This is a genomic window from Pseudomonas sp. 7-41, from assembly GCF_021233075.1.
In the GTDB taxonomy this organism is placed as follows: Bacteria; Pseudomonadota; Gammaproteobacteria; order Pseudomonadales; family Pseudomonadaceae; genus Aquipseudomonas; species Aquipseudomonas veronii.
In genome coordinates this window covers 1,376,297-1,401,492 of sequence record NZ_CP089551.1, presented here as the reverse complement: position 1 = coordinate 1,401,492, position 25,196 = coordinate 1,376,297, and the positions used below count along the sequence as shown (strand labels likewise).

Here is a 25,196-nt window from a genome sequence, read left to right as displayed (position 1 = left end):
GAGACTGGCAGAACTGCGCGAGAGGGATGGACGATTCATTCTCGAGTGCATCAAGCCATCGACTAGCTGTTTCTTACTCGAAACGCGCCTTAAACTCACACTGACTTCTCTATATTTCAATAATCGATAGCGTTCGGTAGAACAGCTATATTTAAGAAATAAACGCTGACCGTCCAGACGTATCCCGCGTAATTATCGGCCCTTGATGCAATGAGCTGTTCAGCCGAAGCCTCAATAAAGCACCAATACGCGAACGGAATAACTTCCAATAATCCAGCGAACGAGAGAATGCAACAGGAAAGAAATTCGAGCTGGAAAACCAGCTCGACATCTATGCACTAATTAGCACGAAGCTGATTAGCAAAGTGTAGATCGATCAAACTATTCGTATCATCCCACGACAAGGGAGAAGCGGAAAACGAAATCCTGTCAGCCCCCACTGGAATATCGTGATCTGTAAATATCTGGTTATGCTTATAATGCATTCTCAGCATCCTGACGGCCTCAGGATCTGATTCGCTCTTGCCGCGTTTCTGGGCGAGCCTCAACCGGTCCCTGGCATGGAGACCCGCACCTTGAATCACCCATTCAATTTCGCCTGCCTCGTCACGAACAAGCAGGTTTTCGACAAACCCTAAAAAATCCTCTTCCCAATAAACAAACTCAAACTCGGTACGACTGACATTCCAGTGTTTCAAAAGAATTAAGGATTTAGCAGTTTTTATACCGCGCGCATCCATCTGCTCCTTGATTCGAGAGTACATATAGCTCAAAAGTATTTTCCCTTGAGCTGCGGCATTATCACCACCCGCCGCACGCAAAACCCGAACTTCATCCACATCACAAAATCGCTGCTCTTGAAGATCCACCCTGACCGCATTGGGACTTTTGAATAAAGTTTTAACAGAATACCCAACATCCCCATCGATAATATCGAAAAGCTCCTTGCGTTTCGACCTGGGGCCAACTGCTTTCTTTACGATTCTGATTAACGTTTCTGCATCCTTGCCATCCAAATCGGTCGAGTACGGCAAACAGAAAAAAGTTCTAAGCAGACGTGACAGCTCCACCAGCTGATCTTTCGAGAGATAGCTCACCTTACACTCCAGAACTTGTATTCTTGGTTAAACCGTCTAATTCCACTAGTAGTTCGCTGGGAGGAATGCCCAACCCCTCCGCAAGTCTATAAATATTTTCAAGACTAATATTCCGCTCCCCTCTCTCGACTTGACCGACATAGCTACGGTCAAGTCCACACCGGAGCGCCAAGCCTTCTTGGGTAATAGATAGCTGATGGCGTAGATCCCGGAGTCGATCACCAAAAGCCTGTTTTACCTTGGCCCCCCACATATCGTCAGCTGTCATTTGCACCCCTCTCATGAGATGCGTATAGTCCGGACATGAAGACCATGAATCCACGGACTATCAGTACCTTTTGAAATGAAAAAAAAATATCGCGTTATTGACCTTTTTTGTGGGTGCGGTGGAATCAGCAGGGGACTTGAGCGCACTGGGCGCTACTCAATTGAAGCTGGGATCGAGATAGAAGCACATCCAATACGGACATTTGTGGCCAACCATCTCAATTCAGCAGGGTCTCCGCCACTTTCGTACCAAGGCGATATAAGAGAAATAGCGGGACCAGACGCAACAAAGAACATCAGTGATTGGCTACGCCCTACAGGCTTGGATACTCCCGGAGAACTGGACCTATTGGTGGGTGGCCCACCCTGCCAAGGTTTCAGTAGAAATGGCGTTCGGCAGTACGAGGAGTGCGGGGTAAAACGCTTCTATGACGACCCGAGAAACCATTTATACCGTGCATTTTTGAGCACCATTGAGACCTTGAGGCCTAAGGTTGTTCTTATTGAAAACGTTAGAGAGTTTCTGAGTTTCGGTGGAGGGCGATTTGCCGAAGACTTATTAAAGCGATTAGATGAGTTGGGTTACACCGCCGATTACAGAAAAGTTTGCGCGGCCGATTATGGAGTGCCTCAAATCCGCAACCGGGTAATATTTATTGGCATCCATCGCGGCTATATGGATATCCCAACATCGAAGCTACCTTTCCCTACCCCTACGCATGTCAAACCCAGCAGCAACCAACTGGACCTTATTGCCGACAAGCCTTACAACACTGTCAGCGATGCGATTGGTGACCTTCCTGAACCCTCTTATGTACAAGGGACACGACTCCCCTACAACAGGAAAAGTCAGAATGCGTTTGCGACCTTGATGCGTTCAAAATCAGGTGAAGTTCGCAACCATATTGCGAGAATTCTCAGTGAAAAGAGCTTACAGCGTATCAACGCGGTAGGTACAGGCAGAATGAAACATGTCGATGAAAGCTTACAAACTCGAAGCTTCTATGGCAGTGCTTATAGAAGGCTCGACTGGAACGAGCCGGCATTGACAATCACCACATGGGTTTACCATGTCGGTTCGGGTAGATTCGCACATCCAGTCGAGGATAGAGCAATTACCATGCGTGAGGCCGCGCGGTTGCAAAGCTTCGATGACGACTTTGTATTTCCTGATTTGATAAACCCTGTGTCTCAGATGATAGGCAACGCTGTCCCCCCTCTTATGGCTCAGGCTTTTGGACAGGCGATAGCGGATCTATTAGATAAGGATAGCCTTAGCCATCTGACGCAATAATTCAACGTAACTATGAAGGAAAATCCTCCTTCATAGTCACCACCGTCATACAATAAACAGTCTCAGCATATTGAATTACCCCCAACAACAAAAATACTCAATCCCAAAACAACCTTGATACTCAATCACTCCTTTCTTTCACGGATGGATATTTTGACGAAGAATATCTTACAACCAGAATCGAAAAAGCGAGAAGCAGAACGCCGCCACTGATATACAGAATCCCTTCATCAGGAGCTTTGTGGTGCGACACATCGCTAATCAGTAGCCGAATCAATGCCGTCACTCCAATGTAAAGGAGGAACCTCAATGGCATATGATTCGTTTTAAAATAGATACCCGACATGGCGAGTAATTCGAGATAAATGAAAAGCAGCAAGATGTCATCGACACTGACTTTCTCTTGATGCAGCATATCAACAAACGCCGAAATACCCGCCCATACGGTGATTGCGCCAATTGCGAACAATGCTAGATAGTGAAAAAACTCTACACTCAGGTTCCCTAAGCTATTAGCCCCAGCATGAAGCCGCACCCGCATCCGATCTGCCCACTTCATAACTTCCCACTCCCCATCGCACGTCAAACCGAAAAAAAAGACCACGCATTGCCTCTACCGCACGGCTCATCCAGCCCCCGTATCCGAGGCTACACAGTAACAAATTGATCTTGCGGAGTTCTTCCTAAAAACAGGCCAACGTTAAGGATATAAGTAAACTTGACCTTGCTCTTGAAGTAAATCCAGAACATGGCGCCCAACGCCAGGTAGTCGAACGTCTCGACAAACAGATTGCCCAGCGACTCAGCCAGCCCGTGGACATTCTGACGCAGCTTTTCGACCCGGTTGATTTTCACGATGATGCTTCCTTAGGTCGGCTCGACCGGATAGTGCCGCTTGGACGTGACGGTTGTTCTGCATGCAGAAAAAAGGCCAGCGGCAGGGGTAAGATGATGGCGGGGTGACATGAGACACTCCAAACCTGTATTTCCGGGCTACATTAAAAAACTGCTACCCAAACCCCACGGTTTGGCTTACCCTTTTAGCTGTATATAAATACAGTAGTCGCAAAAGACAACTATCGTGAAGGCATGTGAGGTGGTGAATGGCCGTCGAAGTGGTATACCGCAGCAGCCGAGATCTGGAGCGTTTGTTCATGGATAAAGCCGAAGCTGACCGTCATGACAAGATGCTTGAACTCGCTGAGTTGCTCGCAGAAGTGTTGCAAAAAGCCGTGCCGTCGTTGAGCGAGCAGCAGGTTGAAGAGGCCGGGATCTACATGGCGAAAAACCGCGATGTCTTTGCCAAGGCGTTCAAGAGCCAACCGGACGCGCTGTCCGAGTTGCTGAACCCGCCGGCGGAATAAAGCCCGAATTGAACAGGCCCTGAATCGATGATTCAGGGCCTTTTTAATGCGTGGGCTAGCGGTAAAGCAGGCGCTCGGCCAGTTCATCGGCGACCCGTGCGGGGGAGCGTTTTTCGGCCTGGGCGTGGGCGAAGATTTCGGTCAGGCGCGTGCCGATGTTCGACAGGTGCGCGGTGATGGTCGGCAGTTCGGCGCCGCTGTGTTTGAGGGCGACGTAGATCAGGCCACCGGAGTTGATCACATAGTCCGGGGCGTAGAGGATGCCGCGCCCTTCCAACTGGTCGGCGACTTGCAGGTTGGTCAGTTGCGCACTGGCGGAACCGGCCACGGCGGCGCAACGCAGTTGGCCGACGCTGTTGCGATTGAACACGGCGCCGAGGCCGCAGGGCGCGAGGATGTCGCAGGGGGTGCTGAGCAAGGCGTCATTGGCGATCGGGTGTGCGCCGAGTTGCTCCATGGCCAGTTGCACTTTGCCTTGGTCGATGTCGCTGACCAGCAGTTCGGCGCCGGCGGCATGCAGTTGTTCGGCGAGGGCGTAACCGACGTTGCCCAGGCCCTGGATCGCCACGCGCAAGCCTTCGAGATTGTCGCTGCCCAGGCGCGCCATCGCGGTGGTGCGGATACCGGCGAATACGCCCATGGCGGCATGGGGCGCAGGGTCGCCGGCGGCGGTGGTGCTGGTGACGAAGCGGGTTTGCTGGGCAATGCAATCCATGTCGGCCACCGAGGTGCCGCTGTCGATGGCGGTGATATAGCGGCCATCAAGTTGCTCGACACATCGCCCGAAGGCTTCAAACAGGGCTGCGCGGCTTTCCACATGGGCGGGGCGCAGGATCACGGCGCAACCGCCGCCTACCGGCAAACCCGCCAGGGCGGCCTTGTAGCTCATGCCTTGGGCCAGGCGTGCGGCGTCGGCCACCGCGCTTTCGTCGTCGGGATATGCGAGGTAACGACAACCACCCAGGGCAGGCCCCAGGCGGCTGTTGTGGATGGCTATGATCGCCTTCAACCCGGTCGTCGGGTCGATGCTTAGGTGCAGCGATTCAAGGCGGGTGCTGTGCATGAGAGCAAACATCGTCAAGCTCCCGAATCACTTCTGGTGTCGCCAAGTATAGGCCTGCGGCAGAAAACTGCCGAAGTGCGCGGGAATAAGCCACCCGGTTTTGCGGGGCCTGCGACATAAGCAAGTAGGATATCTCTCAAGCTACTGGACGAAAATTCTCAGCAAGGCTAAAACGGGAGCATCCGCCGGAGAATGCAATGAACCCCCGTCACGCCTTTTTCGCCTGCCTGGAACGTTCGCCCCCTGCGCTGTTTGAAGCTGCGCTGTGGATTGCGGCCGAGCATGACCCAACGGTGCAACCGCTGTTGATCCTGCAGGAGCTCAACGTGCTGCAACAGCAGGTCAGCCTGGGCATGCCCCTGTTGCCGGCGGATGAGCTCGGCCAGCCGTTGCTGCGACGCCTGAATGACCTCGGGTTCGCCCAGGATGACTTCACCCCGCTGCGCCCCGCCGCCGCGCTGCTGGACAAGGTGTTGCAGCGCAAGCGCGGACAACCCCTGGCCATGGGGCTGATCGCGATGGAACTGGCGCAACGCCTGAATATCCCGATGGTCGGCGTCAACTTCCCCGGCCACTTCCTGCTGCGGGTACCCGGCGCCGATCACCTGCTCGACCCTTGCGGCGGCCGACGCCTGTACCCCAACGATTGCCGCGAACTGTTGCAACGCCAATACGGCCCTGACCTCAAGCTGCAGGCCGACCACCTGCGCACCGCCAGCCCACGCTCGATCCTGCAACGGCTGTCGCGCAACCTGCGCCAGTTGTACCTCTCCAATGACGACCCGCTGGCCGCCCTGGTCGACGCCGAGCGCGTGCTGGAACTGGGCCATGCCAGCGCCGCCGATTACCTGGCGCGGGCCAGCCTGTATCAACGCCTGGACTGCCCAAGCGCCGAGCGTTTCGACCTGGAGCACGCGCTGCTGCTCAGCGAAGACCCGATCCAGCGCCTGCGCCTGACCCAGCGGCTGGGCCACTTGCCGCCCAACTCGGTGATTCACTGAACACAACGAGCGCGTCTAGGGTGTATCAGGCTGGTTGGCAGGGTGCGCCTGGATAAACGCCGGATGCTGCGCCGCCAAAGCCGCCACCCGCCCGATACGCGGATACCCCGCCAACGCCACCTTGAAGCGCTCGGCGGCATACAGCTGCGGAATCAGAAACGCATCCGCCAGCCCCGGCTGCTCGCCAAAGCAAAACCCGTGATCGCCAATCAACTGCTCGACCGCGTCCAAGCCCTGGCTGATCCAATGACCGATCCAGGCCAGCACCTGGGTTTCATCATGGCCCCACTGGCGCAACAGGTTCTGGGTGCTGGAGTTGTGCAGCGGGTGAATGTCACAGGCGATGATCGACGCCACCGCGCGCGCATGGGCGCGGGCTGCCAGGTCCTGGGACAGCAGCGGCACCTGTGGATAACATTCCTCCAGGTATTCGATGATCGCCGACGACTGGATCAACAGTTCGCCGTCATCGGTGCGTAGCGCCGGGACGCGACCTTGCGGGTTGATCGCCAGGTACTCCGGCTGGCGATGGGCGCCGCCCGCCGGCGCCACTAGGTTGACCGGCACGGCGGTGAAATCCAGGCCCTTGAGCGCCAGCGCGATCCGTACCCGGTACGACGCAGTGGACCGATAGTAAGTGTAAAGCTCCATCGCCCTGCCCCTCAGCGCGCCGCGACCACCGTGCCACGGCATTCGCCGAAGCCGATGGAGGCAAAACCGTCACGGCTGCAACGGCCGCGCAGGATGATTTCATCACCGTCTTCGAGGAATTTACGCACCTCGCCCGACGCCAGTTCAATCGGCTTCTTGCCGCCCTCGGTGATCTCCAGCAGGCTGCCGAACTGCCCCGGCTGCGGCCCGGACAAGGTGCCCGAACCGAACAGATCGCCGGCCTGCAACTGGCAGCCATTGACGCTGTGATGCGCAACCATTTGCGCCACGGTCCAGTACATGTACTGGGTGTTGCTCAGGGTCAGGCGCTGGGCCGGCAGGTTCTGTTCACGCATCGACGCCGTGGTCAGCAGCACCTCCAGCTCGATATTGAACGCGCCCGCCGCCTGATCGCGTTGATCCAGCAGGTACGGCAGCGGCTGCGGATCGCCTGCGGGACGAGCCGGTTGTGCCTGGCGGAACGGCGCCAGCGCTTCGGCCGTCAGCACCCACGGCGAGATACTGGTGATAAAACTCTTCGACAGGAACGGCCCCAACGGCTGGTACTCCCAGGCCTGGATATCCCGCGCCGACCAGTCGTTGAGCAGGCAGAAACCGGCAATGTGCTCGGCCGCCTCGCCAATGGCAATCGAGTCGCCCATGGCATTGCCCTGGCCGATCCAGATGCCCAGCTCCAACTCGTAGTCCAGCCGCGCGCAGGGGCCGAAGCTCGGCTCGGTCTGGCCGGCCGGCAGGGTCTGGCCTTTGGGGCGGCGCACCTCGGTGCCGGACGGGCGAATGGTCGATGCACGGCCGTGATAACCGATCGGCACGTACTTGTAGTTGGGCAGCAGCGGGTTGTCGGGGCGGAACAGTTTGCCGACGTTCTGCGCGTGTTCGATGCCAACGTAGAAATCGGTGTAGTCATTGATCTTGGCGGGCAGGTGCATCTGGCAATCGGCGGCGCGGTGCAGCACTTCGGCCTCGCGTGCGTGCAGCGGGCTGCCCTCCCCGAGCAATGCCAACAGGCGCTCGCGCATGGCCACGCGCGGGCCACGGCCCAGCTCGAAGAACGCGTTCAACTGCCCGCCGGCAGTGGCATCGACGGCGCGCAGCGCTTCACCGTCAAACGCATCGCGGGCGGCCAGCAGGTCGAGAATGCAGTCGCCGATCGCCACGCCACTGCGCGGCGCCGCGCCGTTGATGCTGAACACCCCCAGCGGCAGGTTTTGCAGGGGAAAATCACGATGACCGTTGGCGCTGGTGACCCAACTGCGGGCGAGCGTTGATTGCGTCATGGGTTATCTCCGGTTCGGGTCGAAGGTGACGGGCAGCGAGGCCCAGCACGCATCATAAGCAGATTGTAGTTGCGGGCAGTCCAGGGCGAAGCGCGTCGGGCGCAGCACTTGGCTGGTCTCGAACATGAACGCCATGGTGTCATCGATCTTGTGCGGGGCCAGCTCGACATTGATCGCCTTGGTGCAGGTCTCGCCATCCGGGCCGTGGGCGCTCATGCAGCTGTGCAACGACGCGCCACCGGGCAGGAAGCCTTCGGCCTTGGCGTCGTAGGCCCCCTGGATCAGGCCCATGTATTCGTTCATCAGGTTGCGGTGGAACCACGGCGGCCGGAAGGTGTTCTCGGCCACCATCCAGCGCGGCGGGAAGATCACGAAATCGAGGTTGGCCAGGCCATGCACGCTGGTGGGCGAGGTCAATACGGTGAAGATCGACGGGTCGGGATGATCGAAACTCACCGTGCCGATCGTATTGAACCGACGCAGGTCGTATTTGTACGGCACGTTGTTGCCATGCCAGGCCACGACGTCGAGGGGCGAATGGTCGAGTTCGCAGGCCCACAGTTCGCCGAGGAATTTCTGCACCAGGGTCGTCGGCTGCTGGCGGTCTTCGTAGTGAGCAACCGGGGTCAGAAAATCACGCGGGTTGGCCAGGCCGTTGCTGCCGATCGGGCCGAGGTCCGGCAGGCGCAGCGGGGCGCCGTGGTTTTCGGCGACATAACCGCGCGCCTGCGCATCCAGCAGTTCGACGCGGAATTTCAGGCCGCGTGGCAGCACGACAATTTCCAACGGCTCGACCTCCAGCACCCCGAGTTCGCTGGCGATACGCAAGCGGCCCTGCTCGGGCACGATCAACAGCTCGCCATCGGCGTTGAAGAACACGCGCTGCATCGAACGGTTGGCGCCGTAATGGTAAATACTGATGCCCGACGGTTGCTCCGCCCCGGCATTGGCCGCCATGCCGACCAGGCCATCGATGAAGTCGGTCGGCTCGCTCGGTATCGCCAACGGGTCCCAACGCAGCCGATTCGGCGTCACCGCGCCCAGCGCCCCTCCAGCCAGTTGTCGCTCCAGTTTGACGAACGCCGGATGATGGGCCGACGGCTGGATGCGATACAACCAGGTACGGCGCGCTTCACTGCGCACCATGGTGAAGGCTGTGCCGGAGAAGAGTTCGGTGTACAGGCCGTAAGGCGCTTTTTGCGGGGAGTTCTGGCCGACCGGCAGCGCGCCGGGCAGGGCTTCGCTGGCGAATTCATTGCCGAAGCCCGAGAGGTATTCGAGGTTCATGGATCATCCTCTGACGGAAGTTGTTTTTATCGTAATCCAGTTACGCATAACGTAATTTGATCGCTGTCGACCGTCAAGCTATAAAGACGCCCACTCATCTCTCGGATTCCCGTTGCCCCATGGAAAAGCCCCGCGACACCGGTAAACAGAAAGTCCGCTCGGCCGAAGTGGGCACCGACATCCTCAAGGCCCTGGCCGAACTGTCGCCCTCCACCTCGCTGTCGCGCCTGGCCGAGCATGTGCAGATGCCGGCGAGCAAGGTTCACCGCTATCTCCAGGCCCTGATCGCGTCGGGGTTCGCCGAGCAGAACAGCGCCACCAACCATTACGGCCTGGGTCGCGAAGCATTGCGCGTGGGCCTCGCCGCACTGGGCAGCATGGACGTGCTCAAAGTCGGCGCCCTGCCCCTGGCCGAGCTGCGCGACGAATTGAATGAAACCTGCTTCCTGGCGGTGTGGGGCAACCAGGGTGCGACCGTGGTGCAGATCGAACCGGCGGTGCGCGCGGTCACCGTGGTGACGCAGTTGGGTTCGGTGTTGCCGCTGCTCAGTTCATCCACCGGACTGGTGTTCAGCGCCTTTTTGCCAGCGCGGGAAACCATCGAATTGCGCGAGCGCGAGATCCAGGCGGGCATCGCCCACGCCCTGGCGGACGACCAGGCCTACGCCAGCGCCTGCGAACAGATCCGCGCGCGTGGCTTGCACTTTGTGCATGGCCTGCTGATGCCGGGTGTGGATGCGTTGTCGGCGCCGGTGTTCAACGCGGTCGGCCAGGTGGCTGCGGTGATGACCGTGGTCGGCCCCACCTCGCTGTTCCATGCCGATGAAGACGGCCCGGCGGCGCAGCGCCTGCTGGCGGCGACCCGGGCGGTGAGTTGGCGGATGGGCTACCAGCCCTGAGTCAGTCGCGCCATTGCGTCAGGGCGACCGCCAGGCGGTTCTCCAGAGCGCGGACCGGTGCGGCGTCGCTCAGGTAGTTGTTGCTGATCATCGAAAACACCAGGCGCCGCCCGTGGGCGTCGGTGAGGTAACCGCTCAATGACGACACGCCGCCCATGGAGCCGGTCTTGGCATGCAGGTTGTCTTGCGCCGGCGTGCCGCGCAGGCGATAACGCAGGCTGCCGCCGCTCATGCGCGCGGGGTTGCCGGCAATCGGCAAGGCGTTGTACCACGCGTCGAACCAGGGTTGCCTGGACGTCGCCAGCAGCAGGTCGGTGAGCGTCTGCGCCGACACCAGATTGCGCCGCGACAACCCCGAACCGTCCACCTGATTCAGGCTCGCCGGGTCCAACCCCTGGCGCCGCATGAAGGCCGCCACCGCCGCCACGCCCGCCTGCGCGGTTCCGGCGTTCGCGGTCTGGCGGCCCATGGCCTTGAGCAAGGCTTCGGACATGTTGTTGTTCGAAAGTTTGAGCAGCGGCGTGATCAGTTCCTGCAACGGGGCCGATTGATGCTCCGCCAGCAGCCGCGCCGTCGCCGGGCTGCTGCCTCCGATCACTCGCCGGCCCAGCACCTGGATGCCCTGCTGCGCCAGCGCCTGTTCAAACAGATTGGCCACCAGTTGCGTCGGTTCCCACACACTCACCCATTGCCGGCTGTGCTTGCCCGGCGCCAGCGCGCCCGTGAGTTGCAGCAGGTTGGTGCCGTGCTGGCGCGTGATCCCATAGCTGTTGCCGGGGCCGCTCACCGCGCGGTTGCTCAGTTGCACGTAATCGGTGGCCGGGCTGATCGCCACACTGACCGGCTGGCCGGGGCTCATGGGCGCGGTGGCGGTGACCATCAAGGTGCCCGCATCAAAATCAGAATTGGGTGACACGGTCAGCGCCGAAATCTGCGCGCCGTAGTAGGTGCTTTCATCGTCCTGAGCCCAATCCACGCCGAGGCGCTGTGCATCGAACCAGCTGTCATCGAACACCAGGTCGCCCTGCACCTGACGCACGCCCTGGCTCGCCAGTTGCGCGGCGAGTGCCTGGTAATCGGCGAACTGCGTGGTCGGGTCGCCCAGGCCGCGCAGGTACAGGTTGCCGTTCAGGCGTTCGCCTTGCTGCGTGCCGTTGCTCAGCAGTTGGGTGGAAAACCGATACTGCGGGCCCAGCACGTCCATCGCCGCTGCGGTGGTCAGCAGCTTGAGGTTGGAGGCCGGCACCAGCCGCGTGCGCGGGTTGTGTTGATAAAGCGTGTTGCCGCTGCGGGCGTCGCGCACCACGAGTGAAACCGTGGCGCCATTGAGGGCCGGGTCGGCCAACAGGCGGTCCAGGGTTGAAGGGCCGGCGGTCGGCGCAACGCTGGCGCAGCCCCCCAATAAAACGCTCAAGCCGACCAGCATCGCGCTGGTGTGTAACCCTCGTGCAAACCGCATCAGTACCGTTTTCCGCAAAGCCGTCAGTGGCGGCAACGCTAACAGCTCATGCCGTTTGTGGCGAGAGAGCGTGCTCGCGCTGGGGGGGCGAAGCGCCCCTGACAGGCTCGACCACTGCCCTCGCCGCCGGCTCAGAACTCCAGCGTGCTGGACACCGACACCTGCCGCGCATCCCCCATCGACACAAACACCCGGCTGGCCGCCGAGGTGTAGTAGGTGCGATCGAACAGGTTCTTCACGTTGAGCTGGAACTTGACCTTCTGCCCTTCGATTTTGGTGTTGTAGGAGGCGAACACATCGGCCACGGTATAACCCGGCAGATTGAAGCTGTTATTCGCATCGCCTTCGCGCTGGCCGACGTAACGCGCGCCAGCACCGACGCGCAGATCATCCCCGCCGATCAGGCTGCCGACGTCGTACACCGCCGACAACGAACCGGTGTGCTTGGCCACGTTCTGCAGGCGCTTGCCTTGCAGCGCCGGGTCTTTGGTGACTTCGGCATCGGTATAGGCATAGCTGCCGATCAGGCTCCAGCGCTCGCTGAGCTGGCCGCTGGCGTCCAGCTCCAGGCCACGGGAGCGCACTTCGCCGGCCACGCTGTAGACCGTGTCGACACCGGAGCCGACGGACACCAGCACGTTGCGCTTGGTGATATCGAACAGCGCCGCGCTGGCGGTGATGCGCCCCGGTATGTCGAGTTTGGTCCCCAGCTCCCAGGCCTTGGATTGCTCCGGCTGCAGGTCGCCCTGAAGCACGCTGCCATCGTTCAGCGCGGCAATGGTCGAGTTGGGTTTGAACGACTCGGTGTAGCTGCCGTAAAACGACAGCTCGTCGGTGTAGCGGTACACCAGGCCGGCACGCGGCACCCATTTCTGGCCATTGCCGTCGGTATTGGCCTTGAACGGCACGCCTTTGCCGGCGTATTGGTCGTACATCTGATAGCGCGCGCCCCCCACCAGAATCCACTGGTCGGTCAGGTGAATCGCATCCTGGAAGAACAGTGAGTCACTGCGCAGCAAGTCGGTCTGCGCGCTGTCCTTGGCGCTCACCGTGGTGCCTTGCACATCGTTGCCATACACCGGATTGACGTAGCTGAAGGCACTGCGCTGCGCCTGGCGGATCAGTTCGGCGCGATAGATCTTGCGGTACTCATCGTCGAGGCCGAACACCAGGTCATGCTGCATGCCGCCCAGCTTGACCTTGCCTTCCAGGCTGGCCGTGGCGAAGCGGTCGGTGGTCAGTGCGCCACGCGTGCCGTCCATGCTGCGGGTCAAGGTGCCGTCGGCATTCACCGAGGCGACGCGCACCTGGCTGGCGTCATAGGTTTCGCGGTTCCAGCTGTAGCCGACGTGCGCCTTCCAGTCGTCGTTCAGGTCGTGATCGGCCTCCAAGCGATACAGGTCAGAGCGGCCTTCCATGTTGTTGAACGGCTCATCCAGGCGCCGGGTGGCGGGGATGTCCAACGGGTGATTGGTCTTGGGGTCGATGGCGGTGCCGCGGTCGAACGGCGAGAGAAACTCGCGGTGTTCGTAAGCGAACACCACCTGGGTGGTGTCGCCATACCAGGCCAGGGATGGAGCGATCAGGCTCTCGCGGTGAGTGCCGTAGTTGCGCCAGTAGTCTTCGTCCTCGTGGTCGACGATCAGGCGATACGCCAGCCCGCTGTCGCCGATGGGCCCCGTGGTGTCGAGGTTGCCGCCGCTGCCGTTCTTACCGTTGCCGAAGGTGGAGCCACGGACGGTCAAGGAGGTGGACTGCAGCAACTGCGGCTTTTTGCTGACGATATTGACCACGCCGCCCGGGTCCTGGATGCCATACAGCAGCGACGACGGGCCCTTGAGCACTTCAACCCGTTCGGCCGTAGCGTTCAGCGCCCGGCCCTGCACCACGGGCATGCCGTCCTGCATGATCGAACCGTTACGGTTGTCGCCAAAGCCGCGCAGCATCACCGCATCCTGGGTGCTGCCGAGGGTGTTGGCCTGGGTGATCCCGCTGATATTGGCCAGGGCGTCATCCAGGTTGCGCGGTTGTTGATCACGCAGCACTTGGGCGGGCACTACGTTGACGGTTTGCGGGGTCTCCAGCAGCAGGCCACGGGAACGCATGACCGAGCTGGTGGGTGGCGGCTGGTAGCTGGTGCTGTCAGCGGGTTCGGCGACCGCGCTGATGGTGGTGGCGCCCAGGTTCAGCGCGCCGTCGCTGGGCACCGGCTCCAGGGCCAGGGTGCGGGCGTCGATCTGGCGGAAGGTAAAACCGGAGCCGCCCAACAGGCGTTGCAAGGCCTGGGTCGCGCTCATCGGGCCGCTGACGGCCGGGGCATTGAGGCCGTAGGGGGCTTCGTCGGTGTAGATCACACTGAGCCCGGTGACCCGGCTGAAATCGCTGAGCGCCTGGGGCAGCGGCTTGGCCGTCAGGGCAAAGTTGAACTGGGCACTTTGTTGTTCCTGCGCCTGCGCCACACTCAGGGGCAGCAGTGCCAGCCCCGATACCGTCAAGACCGAGGCTCCCAGCCACTGTTTAACCCAACCGCCCGCCGTCGATTTCATGCTTGTGAGCACCCGTGTAGAAAACGCTGTTAATGCGAATAGATCGCAGTTTCAAGCACTACACGGATGGGCGTCGGGTTTACCTCACCTCCGGTTGAAAATAATCCGGTTTTATTGCGCCTGAATGCAAAAACCCAGGCGCGGGAAGTGAACATGCACGGTGCCGCCGCGTTCGTCGGTACGGCGCAGGATCAGTTCTTCGCGGCCGGCAAACAACAACTCACCGAGCACCGGGTCGGTACCGTAGTCGGTGGCCGCAATGCTCACCTGCTGGCCGGCCGTGAAGCCATTCAAGTCCTCGAACACTTCAGCGGGCAACGCCGCCGGGGTGGCGTGACGCGCTACGTCAAGGGCTTGCTCGGTGCTCATCTCGGTGGCGGTGCCATGGCCAAAGCTCAGCACCCGGTCGAGCCAGGTGGCAACGGCGGGATGTGCGTCAACCAACGGCGCGGTCACCACCGAGCCTTTGAGGAACCACAGCGGATGGGCCAGGGCAAAGTCGGCAATCGAAGGCTCACCGAACAGAAAATCTCCCTCTTGGTGCTGCAATTGCTGGTCGATGCGGCTGATGATCGCCGGCCATTGATGCTTGGCCTGCTCCAGATGCAGACGGGCTGCGGTGCCGCCGCTGAACAGCTTGGCACGATCGGCCACCAGCACTTTGAGCATTTCGGGCGGCACTTTGGCGAACTTGGCCGCCAGGGATTCGGGCTGGAATACCAAGGCCACGGCATGGGCAAACACCACCGAATCGGCCCAGGCGGCGAACCCCTGGGCGAGCAGTTCCAGGCCTTGGGGAAACAGCGCCGGCCCGGCTTTTTCCTGTTCCAGGCGGTGCGCGATCAGTGCTGTGTCACAGTAGATGTCGGCGCCGATCTGCAGCACCGGAGTCTTGCGATAGCCGCCGGTGAGGGCGATCAGGTCAGGCTTGGGCATCACCGGCGAGATCAGCACCGAGCGCCAGGACAAGCCCTTGAAGCCCAGGAGCAGGCGGGCTTTTTCCGCGAAAGGGGATTGCGGGTAGTGGTGCAGGATCAACTCAGACATGCCAGGCTCCGCTCAATTAAATGAGCATTCAGCTTAGCCTGCAAAATCACGCGTGGGTGAAATAGGCCCCCATCAATCAGGTCAATGAGCCACTCGCCGCCAGGCATTCCTTGGCGCTCTTCTTCAATTTCTTGATCAAGCGTTCCTGGCGCAGCGCCTCGCCCTTGCTTGCACACTGCTCGGTGTACACCAGCGCGACGGCGGGGCTGGAGAGGAAAAACCGCGCGCCCTTGCCGCTTTGATGGGAGGCAAACCGGCGCAGCGGGTCATTGCTGATGCCGCAATACAGCGAGCCGTTGGCGGCACGCACCAGGTACACGAACCAGGGCTTGGGTTCAGGAAGATCAGTCACGGGTCGATTCGGCCTGCCAGAAGAGCGCCAATCTTATCAACGACTGGCCTGAAATGCCCTCAGGCCTTTGAGCGCCTGGGCGCGCACGGCGTTTTTCAGCGCGGGCGACCAGCCCAGCAGCAGCCCCTTGAGGCCCAGGGCCTGGCGCGACCAGCGCCACAGGTCGAAGTGGTCGTGGTGTTCGCAGATCTTGCCGTCGCGAAACACGAAGCGTGCGCCGATGTCGTTGACCACCGTGTTGCCGGTCGCGCTGAACAGGTACGTCGCCACCCAATGGGCGCTGCCAGTACTGTCGTCACTGCGCACGTGGTCGAAGGTCAGGGAAAAGTCCTTGGCCCGCGTGGTGAGCATGCGCCACATATCCCCGGCATCGCGCCCGCGCAGCTCGCCGAACGCCGGGTCGCTGAACACCACGTCGTCGGTGTAGCAGGCGGCCATGGCTTCGGCATCCAGATGTTGGAAGGCCGTATAGAACTCGGTGATCAGGACGTTGTGGGCATCACTCATGGGCAACATTCGCACGATGGTCAGGGGTGCTGAACGATAATCCTCGTAACACGGGAAAGCCATGGTTATTCGTCACGAGAATAAGTGATGCCTGGCGGGGTTAAAGGTAGATAACGTCCAAAGTGGCGCTGCCGTCTATCTGGATTTCTTCCTCACCCGGCAGAGAGTCTTTGGGCGCGAGGACTGTACTCAACATCAGGTCTGTCTTAAGGGTCGTCACTGCCACGGGAATTATATTACCGTTACTCACGGTGCGCAGCCAACGTGGTTGCCACGTTGCGTTATCGGCAGCAAACCACGTCTCTTTATCGATGGACTCAATCACGACTCTCGGTTGTTCGTCGGCTGTCACATCGTTCATCTTAAGTTCGTACCTGCCGATCTTTTGCCCACCACTTGCCAAGCCCAAACCATACACGGTGAGCGGGTCATGTGACGGTGATTGAACAGCCGCAGTTCCGGCTCGATTGTCCAGACTCCTGACTGCCATCAAAGTCGGCGCGTCACAAGTAACCTCCAAGTTTATCGTCGCCGCTGGCAGTACCATCTCCCCCAGTCTAGGAAAATCGTTGATCGAGATCTTCCCATAATCCACCGTACCGGCATCAGATAAAGTTGGCGTACAGGCCGACGGAATGATAGTACCGACCACGCTGATATCCACACTGGATGCGGCCATTACATTAGAAACACCGGCCAGTAAAAACGCGGCGGCAACAAGTACACGGGACGGTTGCATAACAGGCTCACTTTCGGTCATTACTTGATGAGCCAGGCAAGCGCACAGACGCGCTTACTTTAACTCGCCAGCAAGACAAAACTATTAGAATGAAGTGTATGCCCCGACCAAACAATGCCAGGACAGCCATCGCAAGTTAAGGGATAACTCATTCAAACTTAATACAAGTAATACGATACTCAGCCACTGCCTGACTCACTCTAGCACCGTCATGAAACTGCAACTTTCTACGGCACCATGCCCGCCGCACGCGCATAAGCGAACAAATCCACATCGGTGGAGATGCACAGCCGGGTCATCGCGGTGCTTTTCTGCTTGCTGATGGTCGAGATGCTGCGGTTGACCCGCGCCGCGATCTGGCTGACGGTCATGCCGCTGGCGAGCATCCGCACCACTTCGCGCTCTTTGCCGGACAACTGCGGCACGGCTTGCTGATTGCCCGTCCCGGCCTCCGCCAGTTGTGCGCGCAGACACTCGCTGACGAAGGTGCGCCCTTCACTGACGGCGGCAATCGCCAGGGGCAGTTCGCGGGCCGACGCGCTTTTGGCCAGGATCGCCCGCGCGCCCTGGGCAAACGATTCGCGCAACGTGGCGACGTTGGCAAACATGGTCACCAGAATCACCGGCAAGTCCGGGTGCCGGCGCCGCATCAGGCCGAGCAAGCCATAGCCGTCGGCTTGCTGGTTACCCGGCATGGCGAAGTCCGTCACCAGGATATCGCACGGGGTGCTGTCCACCAGCGCCAACAACTGATCCGGGCCGTCGGCCTCGGCGACAACTTTGCACCGGCCATTGGCTTCTATCACCACTTTCTGCCCGATACGCACGATGGGATGATCGTCAGCAATAATTACGCGAAGCATGAGCACCACCATGATGGCAACTTGAATCCGCGCAAAATACTCCCGGATCGGATCGGCAACAACCGCCCCCAAACGCCGTAATGGCAGATAGCCCAGCAATCCCTGGGAGCAGAATTTTACCCCACAGAAAAAAAGGAAATTACCCACTCTGAAGACCTACAGAAGCCATCGGTCTTAGCTGTCATCCTTTTCCTAATAGCGACAAATATTTCAGATACCCCATCAAGTCGCTGCGCAAGGCGAGCAAGCGCTGAAGGTGCATGGCCACACCGTCGCGGTTGATCGCCTCGATCAACTGATGACCGCGCATTTCCAGCGGTGTGGCGCCGAAGAACGCCACGCTGCCGATCAAGCGGTGCAAATGCTCGACCGTGGCCTGCGCTTGCAGGCCGTCGGTGGCCTGGGCCAGCGCATGCAGATCGAGCTCGGCCTCATACACCAGGCTTGCCAGGATGCCGGGCAGCGCCTCGCTGCAGCCGAACAGTTGCCCCAACCGGCCGCGACTCGGCCAGCGCCCCTCCACCGCCGTGACCGGCTGCGCGGTCTCGCTGATACGCGGGCCGGGCAGCCAGTCGCCGAGGACTTGGCGCAGTTGTTGAAAGGTCACCGGTTTGGCCAGCCAGGCATCCATGCCCGCAGCCTGGCACTGCTGGATTTCGCGCGCGCCCAGCTTGCCGGTGAACGCGATGACCGGCACGCGCTCCGCGCCGTCACGCAGTTCGCGGCGGCGCAGCTCGCGGGTCATGGCATAGCCATCCATCACCGGCATTTGGCAGTCGCTGAAAATCAGGTCGGCGCGGCTGACGTCCAGAATCGCCAGGGCAGCCTGGCCGTGCGCGCACACTGCAAATGCCAGCCCCAGCCGCTCCAGCATCGCGCCCATCAGCAGGCAATACGCGGGATGATCGTCTACCAACAACACCTTGAGCTCACGCCAATGCCGGGTTGACGCCGGCTGTGCGGCCAGGTCATCCCCTGCTCGGTCGCCTGGGATAGGGCCTGATGACATGACTACCTCAAATTCAATAAGCGCACGGCGCGGGGATCGGCAACCTCAATGGCCGACAGAACATCCGCCGACATAGGTACCGGGTACGGCACGCAACACGCCTGGCTGTTCGAATGTGCTGTGAAGATGTATCGGCCGGAACGCTATTTGAATTAGGCCGCCTGCGCGATACAACAACTACGAAACCCTTATATTTCCTACACACAAAAAAACGAGTTCCGACAAGTCGATTGGGCGTGTGCGACATCCGCCCATTGTCGTATTTGTTGTATTTGCCCGACGCCCTCCCCCCGATAGATTGCCCGGCATCCCCAGAGCGGGACGCGACCGGCCACTCCAGGCGGTCGCCACCTAGTTACCGACGGGTCCCCCCTTGCCCCTCGGCAATCAGCTTTGCATCGGAAGCTCGATCACATGAAAAAGCCCTTAGCCGCATTCACCGCCGTCATCGCCCTTGTCGGCAGCGGCATGACCTTCGCCGCCAGTACCGTGGAATTGACCGTCAAAGGCGTGATTACCCCAAGCGCCTGTACACCGACGTTGTCCGCCAGTGGTGTGGTGGATCACGGTAAGGTCTCGGTAAAAGACCTCAACCTCGACAGCCCGACCAGCCTGCCCACCGCCAGGCTGCAACTCAATGTGGACTGCGAGGCCGCAACCCTGTTTGCGTTGCGCACCACCGACAACCGCGCCGGGTCGTCAATCTACGGTTTCGGCTACGGCCTGGGCCTGATCAACAACCTGCAGAAAATCGGCACGTTCTGGCTCTCCCTGAGAAATCCGGTGGCCGACAACGTCGCCGTCGAGCCCATCGAGTCATTGGATGGCGTGAGCTGGCAAGCCATTGACGATGTGGTTTGGCAAAACCCGTACATGGCGGCGTTTGGCGACAGGTCGAACGGTCAGGATCCCAAGCCGATCCCGATCAAGAACGTGATCAGCGAGCTGGTGATCGACACCCAGATCGCCGCCGCCAACAGCCTGGACTTGAGCAACGAAGTGCTGATCGACGGCTCCGCCACGATCGAGGTCAAGTACCTGTAACTCATCATCCACGCAGGGCATTGCCCAGAGAGGTTGTTCATTTCATGGATAAATATTTCCCCGCATTGTTGGCGAGTCTGCTGCTGGCGAACGTGCCCAGCGCTTTAGCCAGCAGCCAGGCCGAGCTGAGCGTGAGCGGCGTAATTACGCCCAAAGCCTGCACGCCGGGCTTGGCTGACGGCGGCACCATCGACCACGGAAAGGTGACCGTGCGCGACCTCAACCAAGACCGAGACACGTTGCTGCCGCGCAACACCCTGCACCTGAACGTGCGGTGCGAAGGCTCGACGCTCTTCGCCATGACCACCATCGACAACCGCCACGGCACATCGGTGATCCCCAACCACCACGGCCTGGGCACGACCCCCAACGACGAGAAACTGGGCAGCGTTTCGCTGAGTTTGAGCAACCCCATGGCGGACACCATGGCCGTGCGAACCATCGTGTCGCTGGATGGCGGCACCACGTGGACCCCCGGTACGCAGTTGGGCCACCTCAACCTGCTCGCGATTGCCGCAATGGACAACCCTACTCAGCCAATGGCCGTGACGATCTTCGAAGCAGACATTGTGCTCTACACCCGAATTGCCCGTGCCGATGGCCTGACCCTCACCGACGAAGTCCTCGTCGACGGGCACGCGACCCTTGAGATGAAGTACCTGTAACAGCGTAACCCCCTGTCCCCCTGGACCCCCTGTATTCCTATCCATCCCTGGAGCTTCACCCGTCATGAAAAAGCTACTGCGTACCAGCGTTACCGGCGTACTGATCGGCTGCGCTTTCCCGGTGCTCGCCGCCTCCACCGTTGACCTGACCGTCAAGGGCCTGATTGTGCCCTCGGCGTGCATGCCGAGCCTGTCGGCCGAGACCATCGACGTCGGCCGAGTCTCGGTCAAGGACCTTAACCTGGACACCCGGACCCAACTCACCCCGGTCACCCTGCAAATGGGCATCGACTGCGAAGCCTCGACCCTGTTTGCCCTGACGGCCACCGACAACCGCACCGACTCGGCAAACAGCATCATCGAATATGGCATCGGTAAGACCAGTGCCGGTCAGCGTATTGGCGGCTACCTCATGTTCCTCGACCAGGGCGTCGCCGATAACACGCCCGTCGGGATGATCCGGTCGTCGGACAACGGCACCACCTGGAACTCTATGCGGCCAGACATGGGCTGGCAAACCAATCAATGGATCTCGATCCAAGAGATCGGCGCGGCGCGGGTGCCTGTGCCGGCCCAGAACACGCAGGTGGCGCTCTCGGTCAAGCCATTCATCCTGCCGGCCCAGGGCCTGACGATTACCGAAGACACGGTGATCGACGGTTCGGTCACGGTCGAAGTCCTCTACCTGTAACGCCACCGCCTTGCCCGATGCCCGTACCACCCGTTCAACACCAGGTAACTCAAGCCATGAACCTGCTTACTCGCTTGCCGGCCCTCACCCTTCTGTTGGCGGCAGCGCCCTTGGCCTTCGCGCTCTCGAGCGTGGAGTTGGACGTCAACGGGCGAATCACCCCCAGCGCGTGCAGCGTATCGCTGTCGGACAACGGCCTTGTCGACCACGACAAGATCCTGGCGACGACGTTGCATCCGAGTGAGTTCACCGTGCTGCCGAACCAGCAGATGGGCTTGAGCATCAGTTGCGAAGGCCTGGTGTTGTTCGCCCTGGTGGGCATCGACAACAAGCGTGAGTCATCGCTGGCGCCGGATTATTTTTATGGGCTGGGCATGAACCCCCATGCCCCCGACGAACGCCTCGGGTCGGTCAGCCTGTCGTTGCGCGGCCCGGTAGGCGATTCGCAGCCGATGCAAACCCTGACCTCATCCGACCAGGGGGCTAGCTGGAAACCCGAACCTAACATGTACCCGCGTCTGTTGATGGGCTTTGCCCGGGCCGGCGATACGCTGCCCGCGCCGATCCGGCAATTGGTGGCGTCCCTGCGGGTCGACACCTCGATCAGCCCGGCCAACACCTTGACGCTCCACGAAGAGGTGCCCCTCGATGGCTCGATCACGCTGGACCTGCGTTACCTCTGACACCGTGCCGTCGGCGCCCCGGTCACCCACCGCGCGCATGTCGGCCCATTTGAAGCGCCCTGTATAGAAGAGCCCTGTTATGAACTCGTTTTTTTCCGTTTGGCGCTGGCTGCCGCGTCTCTGCTGCGTGGCACTGGCCGTACTCGGTGCAACCGTCGCGCGTGCCGACGGCATGGTCCCGGACACCTCGGTGGTGATCGTCAACGAGGCCGATGGCGAGGCCACGGTCTCGGTCACCAACACCGACACCAAAATGGCCTTGCTGCACGTCACCCTCGAAAACATCCCCGAGGACAGCGACACGCTGCTGTTCGTGACTCCACCCCTGACCCGCGTCGAGGCGTCCAAGAGCCAGTTGGTGCGCTTCATCCTGCAAACCCAGGCGCCGCTGCAAACCCAGCGCCTCAAACGGGTGATTTTCGAGGGCATGCCCGCCCAGCGCGACCCGGCCCAGCTCGGGCGCGCGCAAGTGGGCGTGACCGTGCGGCAGAACCTGCCGGTGATCATTCATCCCAAGGGGCTGGCGCCGAATCGCACGCCGTGGCTGGGCCTGCAATGGACCTTGAAAGCCGACCAGCTCAGCGTCCACAACCCGTCCCCGTATGTGGTGCGTCTGGCCCAGGAGCTGCAACTGCTGCCCGGCAATGCTTCGGCGATGCTGCCGCGCACCTATGTGCTGCCCGGTGAAACGCTGACCGTCACCGCCAGCGGCGCCGGCGCCGGTGCCACCAGCGTGCGCCTGCAACCGGCCACAGTGTATGGCTTTGCGGTCGCGCCCCACGACGCGCCCATAAGCCTGTGATGCAACGGCGCCCAGGGACACGACGGCGCCACTATCACGAAGTGGCCACCCACTGAAGGCCACCGGGAAGACCTGACGCGATAGGGAATCACGCCGGGTACTTCCATCATCCGAGTGCATTTGTGTGAACACAGTCATCCATTACCGTGACGGCAAAGCCGTGCCCGGCGTTTCACCGCGCCTGGCATTACTGGTGCTGACGCTCAGTCAGGGGTTGCTGACGAACCTGGCATGGGCAGAGCAGTCGTCGACAGGTTCGTTTGATCCACAGACCCTGCTCCAGCGCGGCATCGATCCCGAACTCGCCAGCCTGCTGATGCAGACCCCGCGTTTTACCCAGGGGCGCCATGCGCTCAACCTGACGGTCAACGGTCAGCGGCGCGGGCGCGTCGATGTCAGCGTGGATCAGCACGGCGCCACATGCTTCGACCCGCCGCTGCTGGACGCCGCGCAGTTGGTGACGCCGTCTTCGGGCCCGGCAGAAGAAAGCAGTTGTTATGCCTTTCTCGAGCAATACCCACAGACCGTGGTCGAGCACGACCCGGCCAACCTGAGCCTGAACCTGGTGGTGCCCACCCAGGCGCTGCGCCCGCTCACCCAGGACATTTCCGGCTATCAGACCGGCGGTTTCGCGGCGCTGCTCAACTACGACGTGACCGGCCTGTACAACCATTACCGCAACGATTCCAGCCGCTTTGGCTCGGCCAATACCGAGGTCGGCTTCAATGCCGGCGACTGGATCGTGCGCAGCCGCCAGGTACAGACCTGGCAGGACAGCCGCTCAAGCACCACCCATCTGGACGCCTACGCCCAGCGCACCTTCGCCAGCCACCAGGCGGTGTTGCAGGCCGGGCAGATCAACCTCTACAACCCGGTGCTCGCGGGTGCGCCAATCACCGGCGTGCAGGTGCTCACCGAACAGGCCCTGCAGGATCAGAACCAGGGCGCGACCATCAACGGCATCGCCAACGGCCCGGCGCAGGTGGAAGTGCGCCAGAACGGCGCGTTGATTCACTCCACAGTGGTGCCCGCCGGCCCGTTCAGCTTGAGCAATGTGCCGCGCCTCAACGGGCGCTCCGACGTCGAAGTCACCGTCAAGGAAAGCACCGGCGAGGAACGGCGCTTTACCGTGCCCGCCGCCATGCTCGGCCTGGGGCTGCCCGCGCCCGGCTACTCGGTGGCGGCCGGGCGGGTGCGCAATATCGGCGACGGCCCGGGCGCCGAACCCTGGGTGCTGAGCGCCGGCTGGAGCGCCGCGCCGCATCCGCAGCTCAGCTTCGGCAGCGGGCTGTTGGCGGCCGCGGATTATCGCTCGGCGGGCCTGAGCCTGGGCCTGTTGCCGCTGCCGGACAGTCAGGTGCAAGTGGCCGTGGTCGCCTCCGAAGCCTCGCGGCGCACCCAGGAACGCGGGGTGCAGACCGACCTGTCGTGGTCGCACAAACTCAGTGAGCGCTGGGCCTTCACGGCAGCCAATTCCTGGCGCACCCAGGGCTACCGCGACCTCACCGAATCGACCTACATCGCCGACACCCGCGAGCAGCAACGCGCGCGTTACCGCGACCAGCAGAGCGCCACCAGCTCGTGGTCGCACCCATGGCTGGGCGCCTTCAGCGCGGGGGTTTCCCGTTCGTCCTCGTTCCAGGGCGACAGCAGCAGCCGCGCCCTCGCCTCCTGGGGTACGCAGGTCGCCGGTATGTCGATTTCCACCACCGCCGAATGGCACATGGGCGGGCGTCGTTACAACGACGACAGCCTGTACCTGACGGTCAGCCTGCCCCTCGGCGAAAGCCGCCGTGGCCGCGCCTGGGTGCGCAATTCCGGCGGCGAGCACCGCACCGGGATGGGGCTCAACGAGCAGATCAACGACCACTTGGCGTATCGCGTCGGCGTCGAACATGACACCCGCGACCGCGAAGTCGAATCGTCCCTGGGCGTGTCGGCCCTGCCGTTCTACAGCCAGTTGGACTTCAACTACACGCGCGCTGACGCCGAACGCTCCAGCTACCAGGGCGGCGCACGCGGCGGGATGGTGCTGCACGCCGACGGGTTGACGTTCTCGCCCTACCCGGTGCGCGACACCTTTGCCGTGCTGGCGGTGGGCGATATGCCCGGGATCAAGGTCAACACCCCCAGCGGCCCGGTGTGGACCGACTGGCAAGGCCAGGCCGTGGCGCCTCAGCTCAGCGCCTATGGGCGCAGCCCGCTGGAAGTCCACACCCGTTCGCTGCCGCGCAATGCCGACATCCACAACGGGCTTGCGGTGGTATCGGCAGGCCGCGGCGCGGTGGACCGCATCGAGTTCGGCGTGTCGCTCACCCGGCGTGCGCTGTTGACCCTGGACACCCCGATGCCACGCGGCGCGACCGTGACCACGGAGGACGGCGAGTTCATCACCCTGGTCCAGGAAGGCAACCAAGTGTTCTTGCCCGACGTGCTCGACACCCGCCCGCTATGGATCAAGGCCCCTGACCAGCCGCGCTGCCACTTGCGCTTTGAACTGCCGGCCAAGGCCGACCCCCACGTGTATTTCGAAACCGCACCGGCCCGCTGCCAGCGACCTTGAGGACC

Annotated in this window: 26 protein-coding genes; 10 read left to right on the top strand and 16 right to left on the bottom strand. The window is 61.2% G+C overall.

Features of this window, described 5'->3' with window-relative positions; genetic code table 11:
* Positions 1 to 338 precede the first annotated feature (338 nt).
* Positions 339 to 1,097 carry a hypothetical protein gene (locus LQ249_RS06250; protein WP_232566263.1) on the bottom strand — a complete coding sequence of 253 codons (759 nt, stop codon included), beginning with the start codon at positions 1,095 to 1,097 and terminating at the stop codon, positions 339 to 341.
* 1 nt (position 1,098) lies between these two features.
* Positions 1,099 to 1,350, bottom strand: coding sequence for a helix-turn-helix domain-containing protein (locus LQ249_RS06245; RefSeq protein ID WP_082643824.1), 252 nt, complete (start codon positions 1,348 to 1,350; stop codon positions 1,099 to 1,101).
* Positions 1,351 to 1,440: 90 nt separating this feature from the next.
* Here LQ249_RS06245 and LQ249_RS06240 point away from each other — a divergent pair, with 90 nt between their 5' ends.
* Entirely contained in the window at positions 1,441 to 2,658 is a 1,218-nt protein-coding gene (locus LQ249_RS06240) for a DNA cytosine methyltransferase (RefSeq protein ID WP_082643817.1), read from the top strand.
* 121 nt (positions 2,659 to 2,779) lie between these two features.
* Here LQ249_RS06240 and LQ249_RS06235 read toward each other — a convergent pair whose 3' ends face one another.
* Both LQ249_RS06235 and LQ249_RS31690 read right to left on the bottom strand, forming a co-directional pair.
* Complete coding sequence (locus LQ249_RS06235; RefSeq protein WP_057004297.1) at positions 2,780 to 3,217, bottom strand: phosphate-starvation-inducible protein PsiE; 438 nt, start codon at positions 3,215 to 3,217, stop codon at positions 2,780 to 2,782.
* A gap of 89 nt (positions 3,218 to 3,306) precedes the next feature.
* Entirely contained in the window at positions 3,307 to 3,513 is a 207-nt protein-coding gene (locus LQ249_RS31690) for a hypothetical protein (protein ID WP_442962249.1), read from the bottom strand.
* Between the two features lie 248 nt (positions 3,514 to 3,761).
* Here LQ249_RS31690 and LQ249_RS06225 point away from each other — a divergent pair, with 248 nt between their 5' ends.
* Positions 3,762 to 4,022: a YebG family protein gene (locus tag LQ249_RS06225; protein ID WP_010564043.1), complete on the top strand. Its 261-nt coding sequence runs from the start codon at positions 3,762 to 3,764 to the stop codon at positions 4,020 to 4,022.
* Positions 4,023 to 4,077: 55 nt separating this feature from the next.
* Here the strand turns inward: LQ249_RS06225 and LQ249_RS06220 are convergent, their stop codons facing one another.
* Complete coding sequence (locus LQ249_RS06220) at positions 4,078 to 5,097, bottom strand: Leu/Phe/Val dehydrogenase (protein ID WP_017848678.1); 1,020 nt, start codon at positions 5,095 to 5,097, stop codon at positions 4,078 to 4,080.
* A 185-nt stretch (positions 5,098 to 5,282) separates the two neighbouring features.
* On the opposite strand from LQ249_RS06220, the gene LQ249_RS06215 reads away from it, so the two are divergent.
* Complete coding sequence (locus LQ249_RS06215) at positions 5,283 to 6,086, top strand: SirB1 family protein (protein ID WP_046488617.1); 804 nt, start codon at positions 5,283 to 5,285, stop codon at positions 6,084 to 6,086.
* A 15-nt stretch (positions 6,087 to 6,101) separates the two neighbouring features.
* On the opposite strand, the gene maiA is transcribed toward LQ249_RS06215, so the two are convergent.
* From maiA to hmgA, 3 genes are read right to left on the bottom strand one after another with little or no spacing between them, the layout of a single operon-like run.
* Positions 6,102 to 6,737 (bottom strand): maleylacetoacetate isomerase, encoded by a 636-nt coding sequence (maiA, locus tag LQ249_RS06210; protein ID WP_057004295.1) that lies wholly within the window; start codon positions 6,735 to 6,737, stop codon positions 6,102 to 6,104.
* Positions 6,738 to 6,748: 11 nt separating this feature from the next.
* Positions 6,749 to 8,035 (bottom strand): fumarylacetoacetase, encoded by a 1,287-nt coding sequence (fahA, locus tag LQ249_RS06205; RefSeq protein WP_232566262.1) that lies wholly within the window; start codon positions 8,033 to 8,035, stop codon positions 6,749 to 6,751.
* A 3-nt stretch (positions 8,036 to 8,038) separates the two neighbouring features.
* Positions 8,039 to 9,322, bottom strand: coding sequence for a homogentisate 1,2-dioxygenase (gene hmgA, locus LQ249_RS06200; protein WP_057004293.1), 1,284 nt, complete (start codon positions 9,320 to 9,322; stop codon positions 8,039 to 8,041).
* Positions 9,323 to 9,441: 119 nt separating this feature from the next.
* Here hmgA and LQ249_RS06195 point away from each other — a divergent pair, with 119 nt between their 5' ends.
* Positions 9,442 to 10,221, top strand: coding sequence for an IclR family transcriptional regulator (locus LQ249_RS06195; protein WP_046384607.1), 780 nt, complete (start codon positions 9,442 to 9,444; stop codon positions 10,219 to 10,221).
* Between the two features lies 1 nt (position 10,222).
* Here LQ249_RS06195 and dacB read toward each other — a convergent pair whose 3' ends face one another.
* The 8 genes from dacB to LQ249_RS06155 form a co-directional block, all read right to left on the bottom strand.
* Positions 10,223 to 11,680 (bottom strand): D-alanyl-D-alanine carboxypeptidase/D-alanyl-D-alanine endopeptidase, encoded by a 1,458-nt coding sequence (dacB, locus tag LQ249_RS06190; protein WP_232566261.1) that lies wholly within the window; start codon positions 11,678 to 11,680, stop codon positions 10,223 to 10,225.
* A 131-nt stretch (positions 11,681 to 11,811) separates the two neighbouring features.
* Positions 11,812 to 14,226 (bottom strand): TonB-dependent siderophore receptor, encoded by a 2,415-nt coding sequence (locus LQ249_RS06185; RefSeq protein ID WP_232566260.1) that lies wholly within the window; start codon positions 14,224 to 14,226, stop codon positions 11,812 to 11,814.
* 111 nt (positions 14,227 to 14,337) lie between these two features.
* Complete coding sequence (locus LQ249_RS06180; RefSeq protein ID WP_232566259.1) at positions 14,338 to 15,273, bottom strand: glutathione S-transferase family protein; 936 nt, start codon at positions 15,271 to 15,273, stop codon at positions 14,338 to 14,340.
* Between the two features lie 76 nt (positions 15,274 to 15,349).
* Positions 15,350 to 15,625: a GIY-YIG nuclease family protein gene (locus LQ249_RS06175; RefSeq protein ID WP_026140234.1), complete on the bottom strand. Its 276-nt coding sequence runs from the start codon at positions 15,623 to 15,625 to the stop codon at positions 15,350 to 15,352.
* Between the two features lie 36 nt (positions 15,626 to 15,661).
* A complete protein-coding gene (locus LQ249_RS06170; protein ID WP_046385353.1) occupies positions 15,662 to 16,132 on the bottom strand; it encodes a nuclear transport factor 2 family protein in 471 nt (156 codons plus the stop codon).
* Positions 16,133 to 16,232: 100 nt separating this feature from the next.
* Entirely contained in the window at positions 16,233 to 16,871 is a 639-nt protein-coding gene (locus LQ249_RS06165; protein WP_046384610.1) for a DUF1120 domain-containing protein, read from the bottom strand.
* A 227-nt stretch (positions 16,872 to 17,098) separates the two neighbouring features.
* Positions 17,099 to 17,734, bottom strand: a complete 636-nt coding sequence (locus tag LQ249_RS06160) for a response regulator transcription factor (RefSeq protein ID WP_026140231.1) — start codon at positions 17,732 to 17,734, stop codon at positions 17,099 to 17,101.
* A gap of 181 nt (positions 17,735 to 17,915) precedes the next feature.
* The gene (locus LQ249_RS06155; protein ID WP_232566258.1) at positions 17,916 to 18,743 is read right to left on the bottom strand and encodes a response regulator; all 828 of its coding nucleotides are present in this window, start codon (positions 18,741 to 18,743) and stop codon (positions 17,916 to 17,918) included.
* A 414-nt stretch (positions 18,744 to 19,157) separates the two neighbouring features.
* On the opposite strand from LQ249_RS06155, the gene LQ249_RS06150 reads away from it, so the two are divergent.
* The 6 genes from LQ249_RS06150 (at position 19,158) to LQ249_RS06125 (ending at position 25,191) form a co-directional block, all read left to right on the top strand.
* On the top strand, positions 19,158 to 19,787 hold the full coding sequence (locus LQ249_RS06150) for a DUF1120 domain-containing protein (protein WP_017848664.1): 630 nt from the start codon (positions 19,158 to 19,160) through the stop codon (positions 19,785 to 19,787).
* Between the two features lie 44 nt (positions 19,788 to 19,831).
* Positions 19,832 to 20,452, top strand: coding sequence for a DUF1120 domain-containing protein (locus LQ249_RS06145; RefSeq protein ID WP_057004290.1), 621 nt, complete (start codon positions 19,832 to 19,834; stop codon positions 20,450 to 20,452).
* Between the two features lie 64 nt (positions 20,453 to 20,516).
* The gene (locus tag LQ249_RS06140; RefSeq protein ID WP_046488637.1) at positions 20,517 to 21,143 is read left to right on the top strand and encodes a DUF1120 domain-containing protein; all 627 of its coding nucleotides are present in this window, start codon (positions 20,517 to 20,519) and stop codon (positions 21,141 to 21,143) included.
* A gap of 56 nt (positions 21,144 to 21,199) precedes the next feature.
* Positions 21,200 to 21,826: a DUF1120 domain-containing protein gene (locus tag LQ249_RS06135; protein WP_017848661.1), complete on the top strand. Its 627-nt coding sequence runs from the start codon at positions 21,200 to 21,202 to the stop codon at positions 21,824 to 21,826.
* Positions 21,827 to 21,905: 79 nt separating this feature from the next.
* On the top strand, positions 21,906 to 22,628 hold the full coding sequence (locus LQ249_RS06130) for a fimbria/pilus chaperone family protein (protein WP_017848660.1): 723 nt from the start codon (positions 21,906 to 21,908) through the stop codon (positions 22,626 to 22,628).
* Positions 22,629 to 22,752: 124 nt separating this feature from the next.
* Positions 22,753 to 25,191 carry a fimbria/pilus outer membrane usher protein gene (locus LQ249_RS06125; RefSeq protein WP_232566257.1) on the top strand — a complete coding sequence of 813 codons (2,439 nt, stop codon included), beginning with the start codon at positions 22,753 to 22,755 and terminating at the stop codon, positions 25,189 to 25,191.
* Positions 25,192 to 25,196 lie beyond the last annotated feature (5 nt).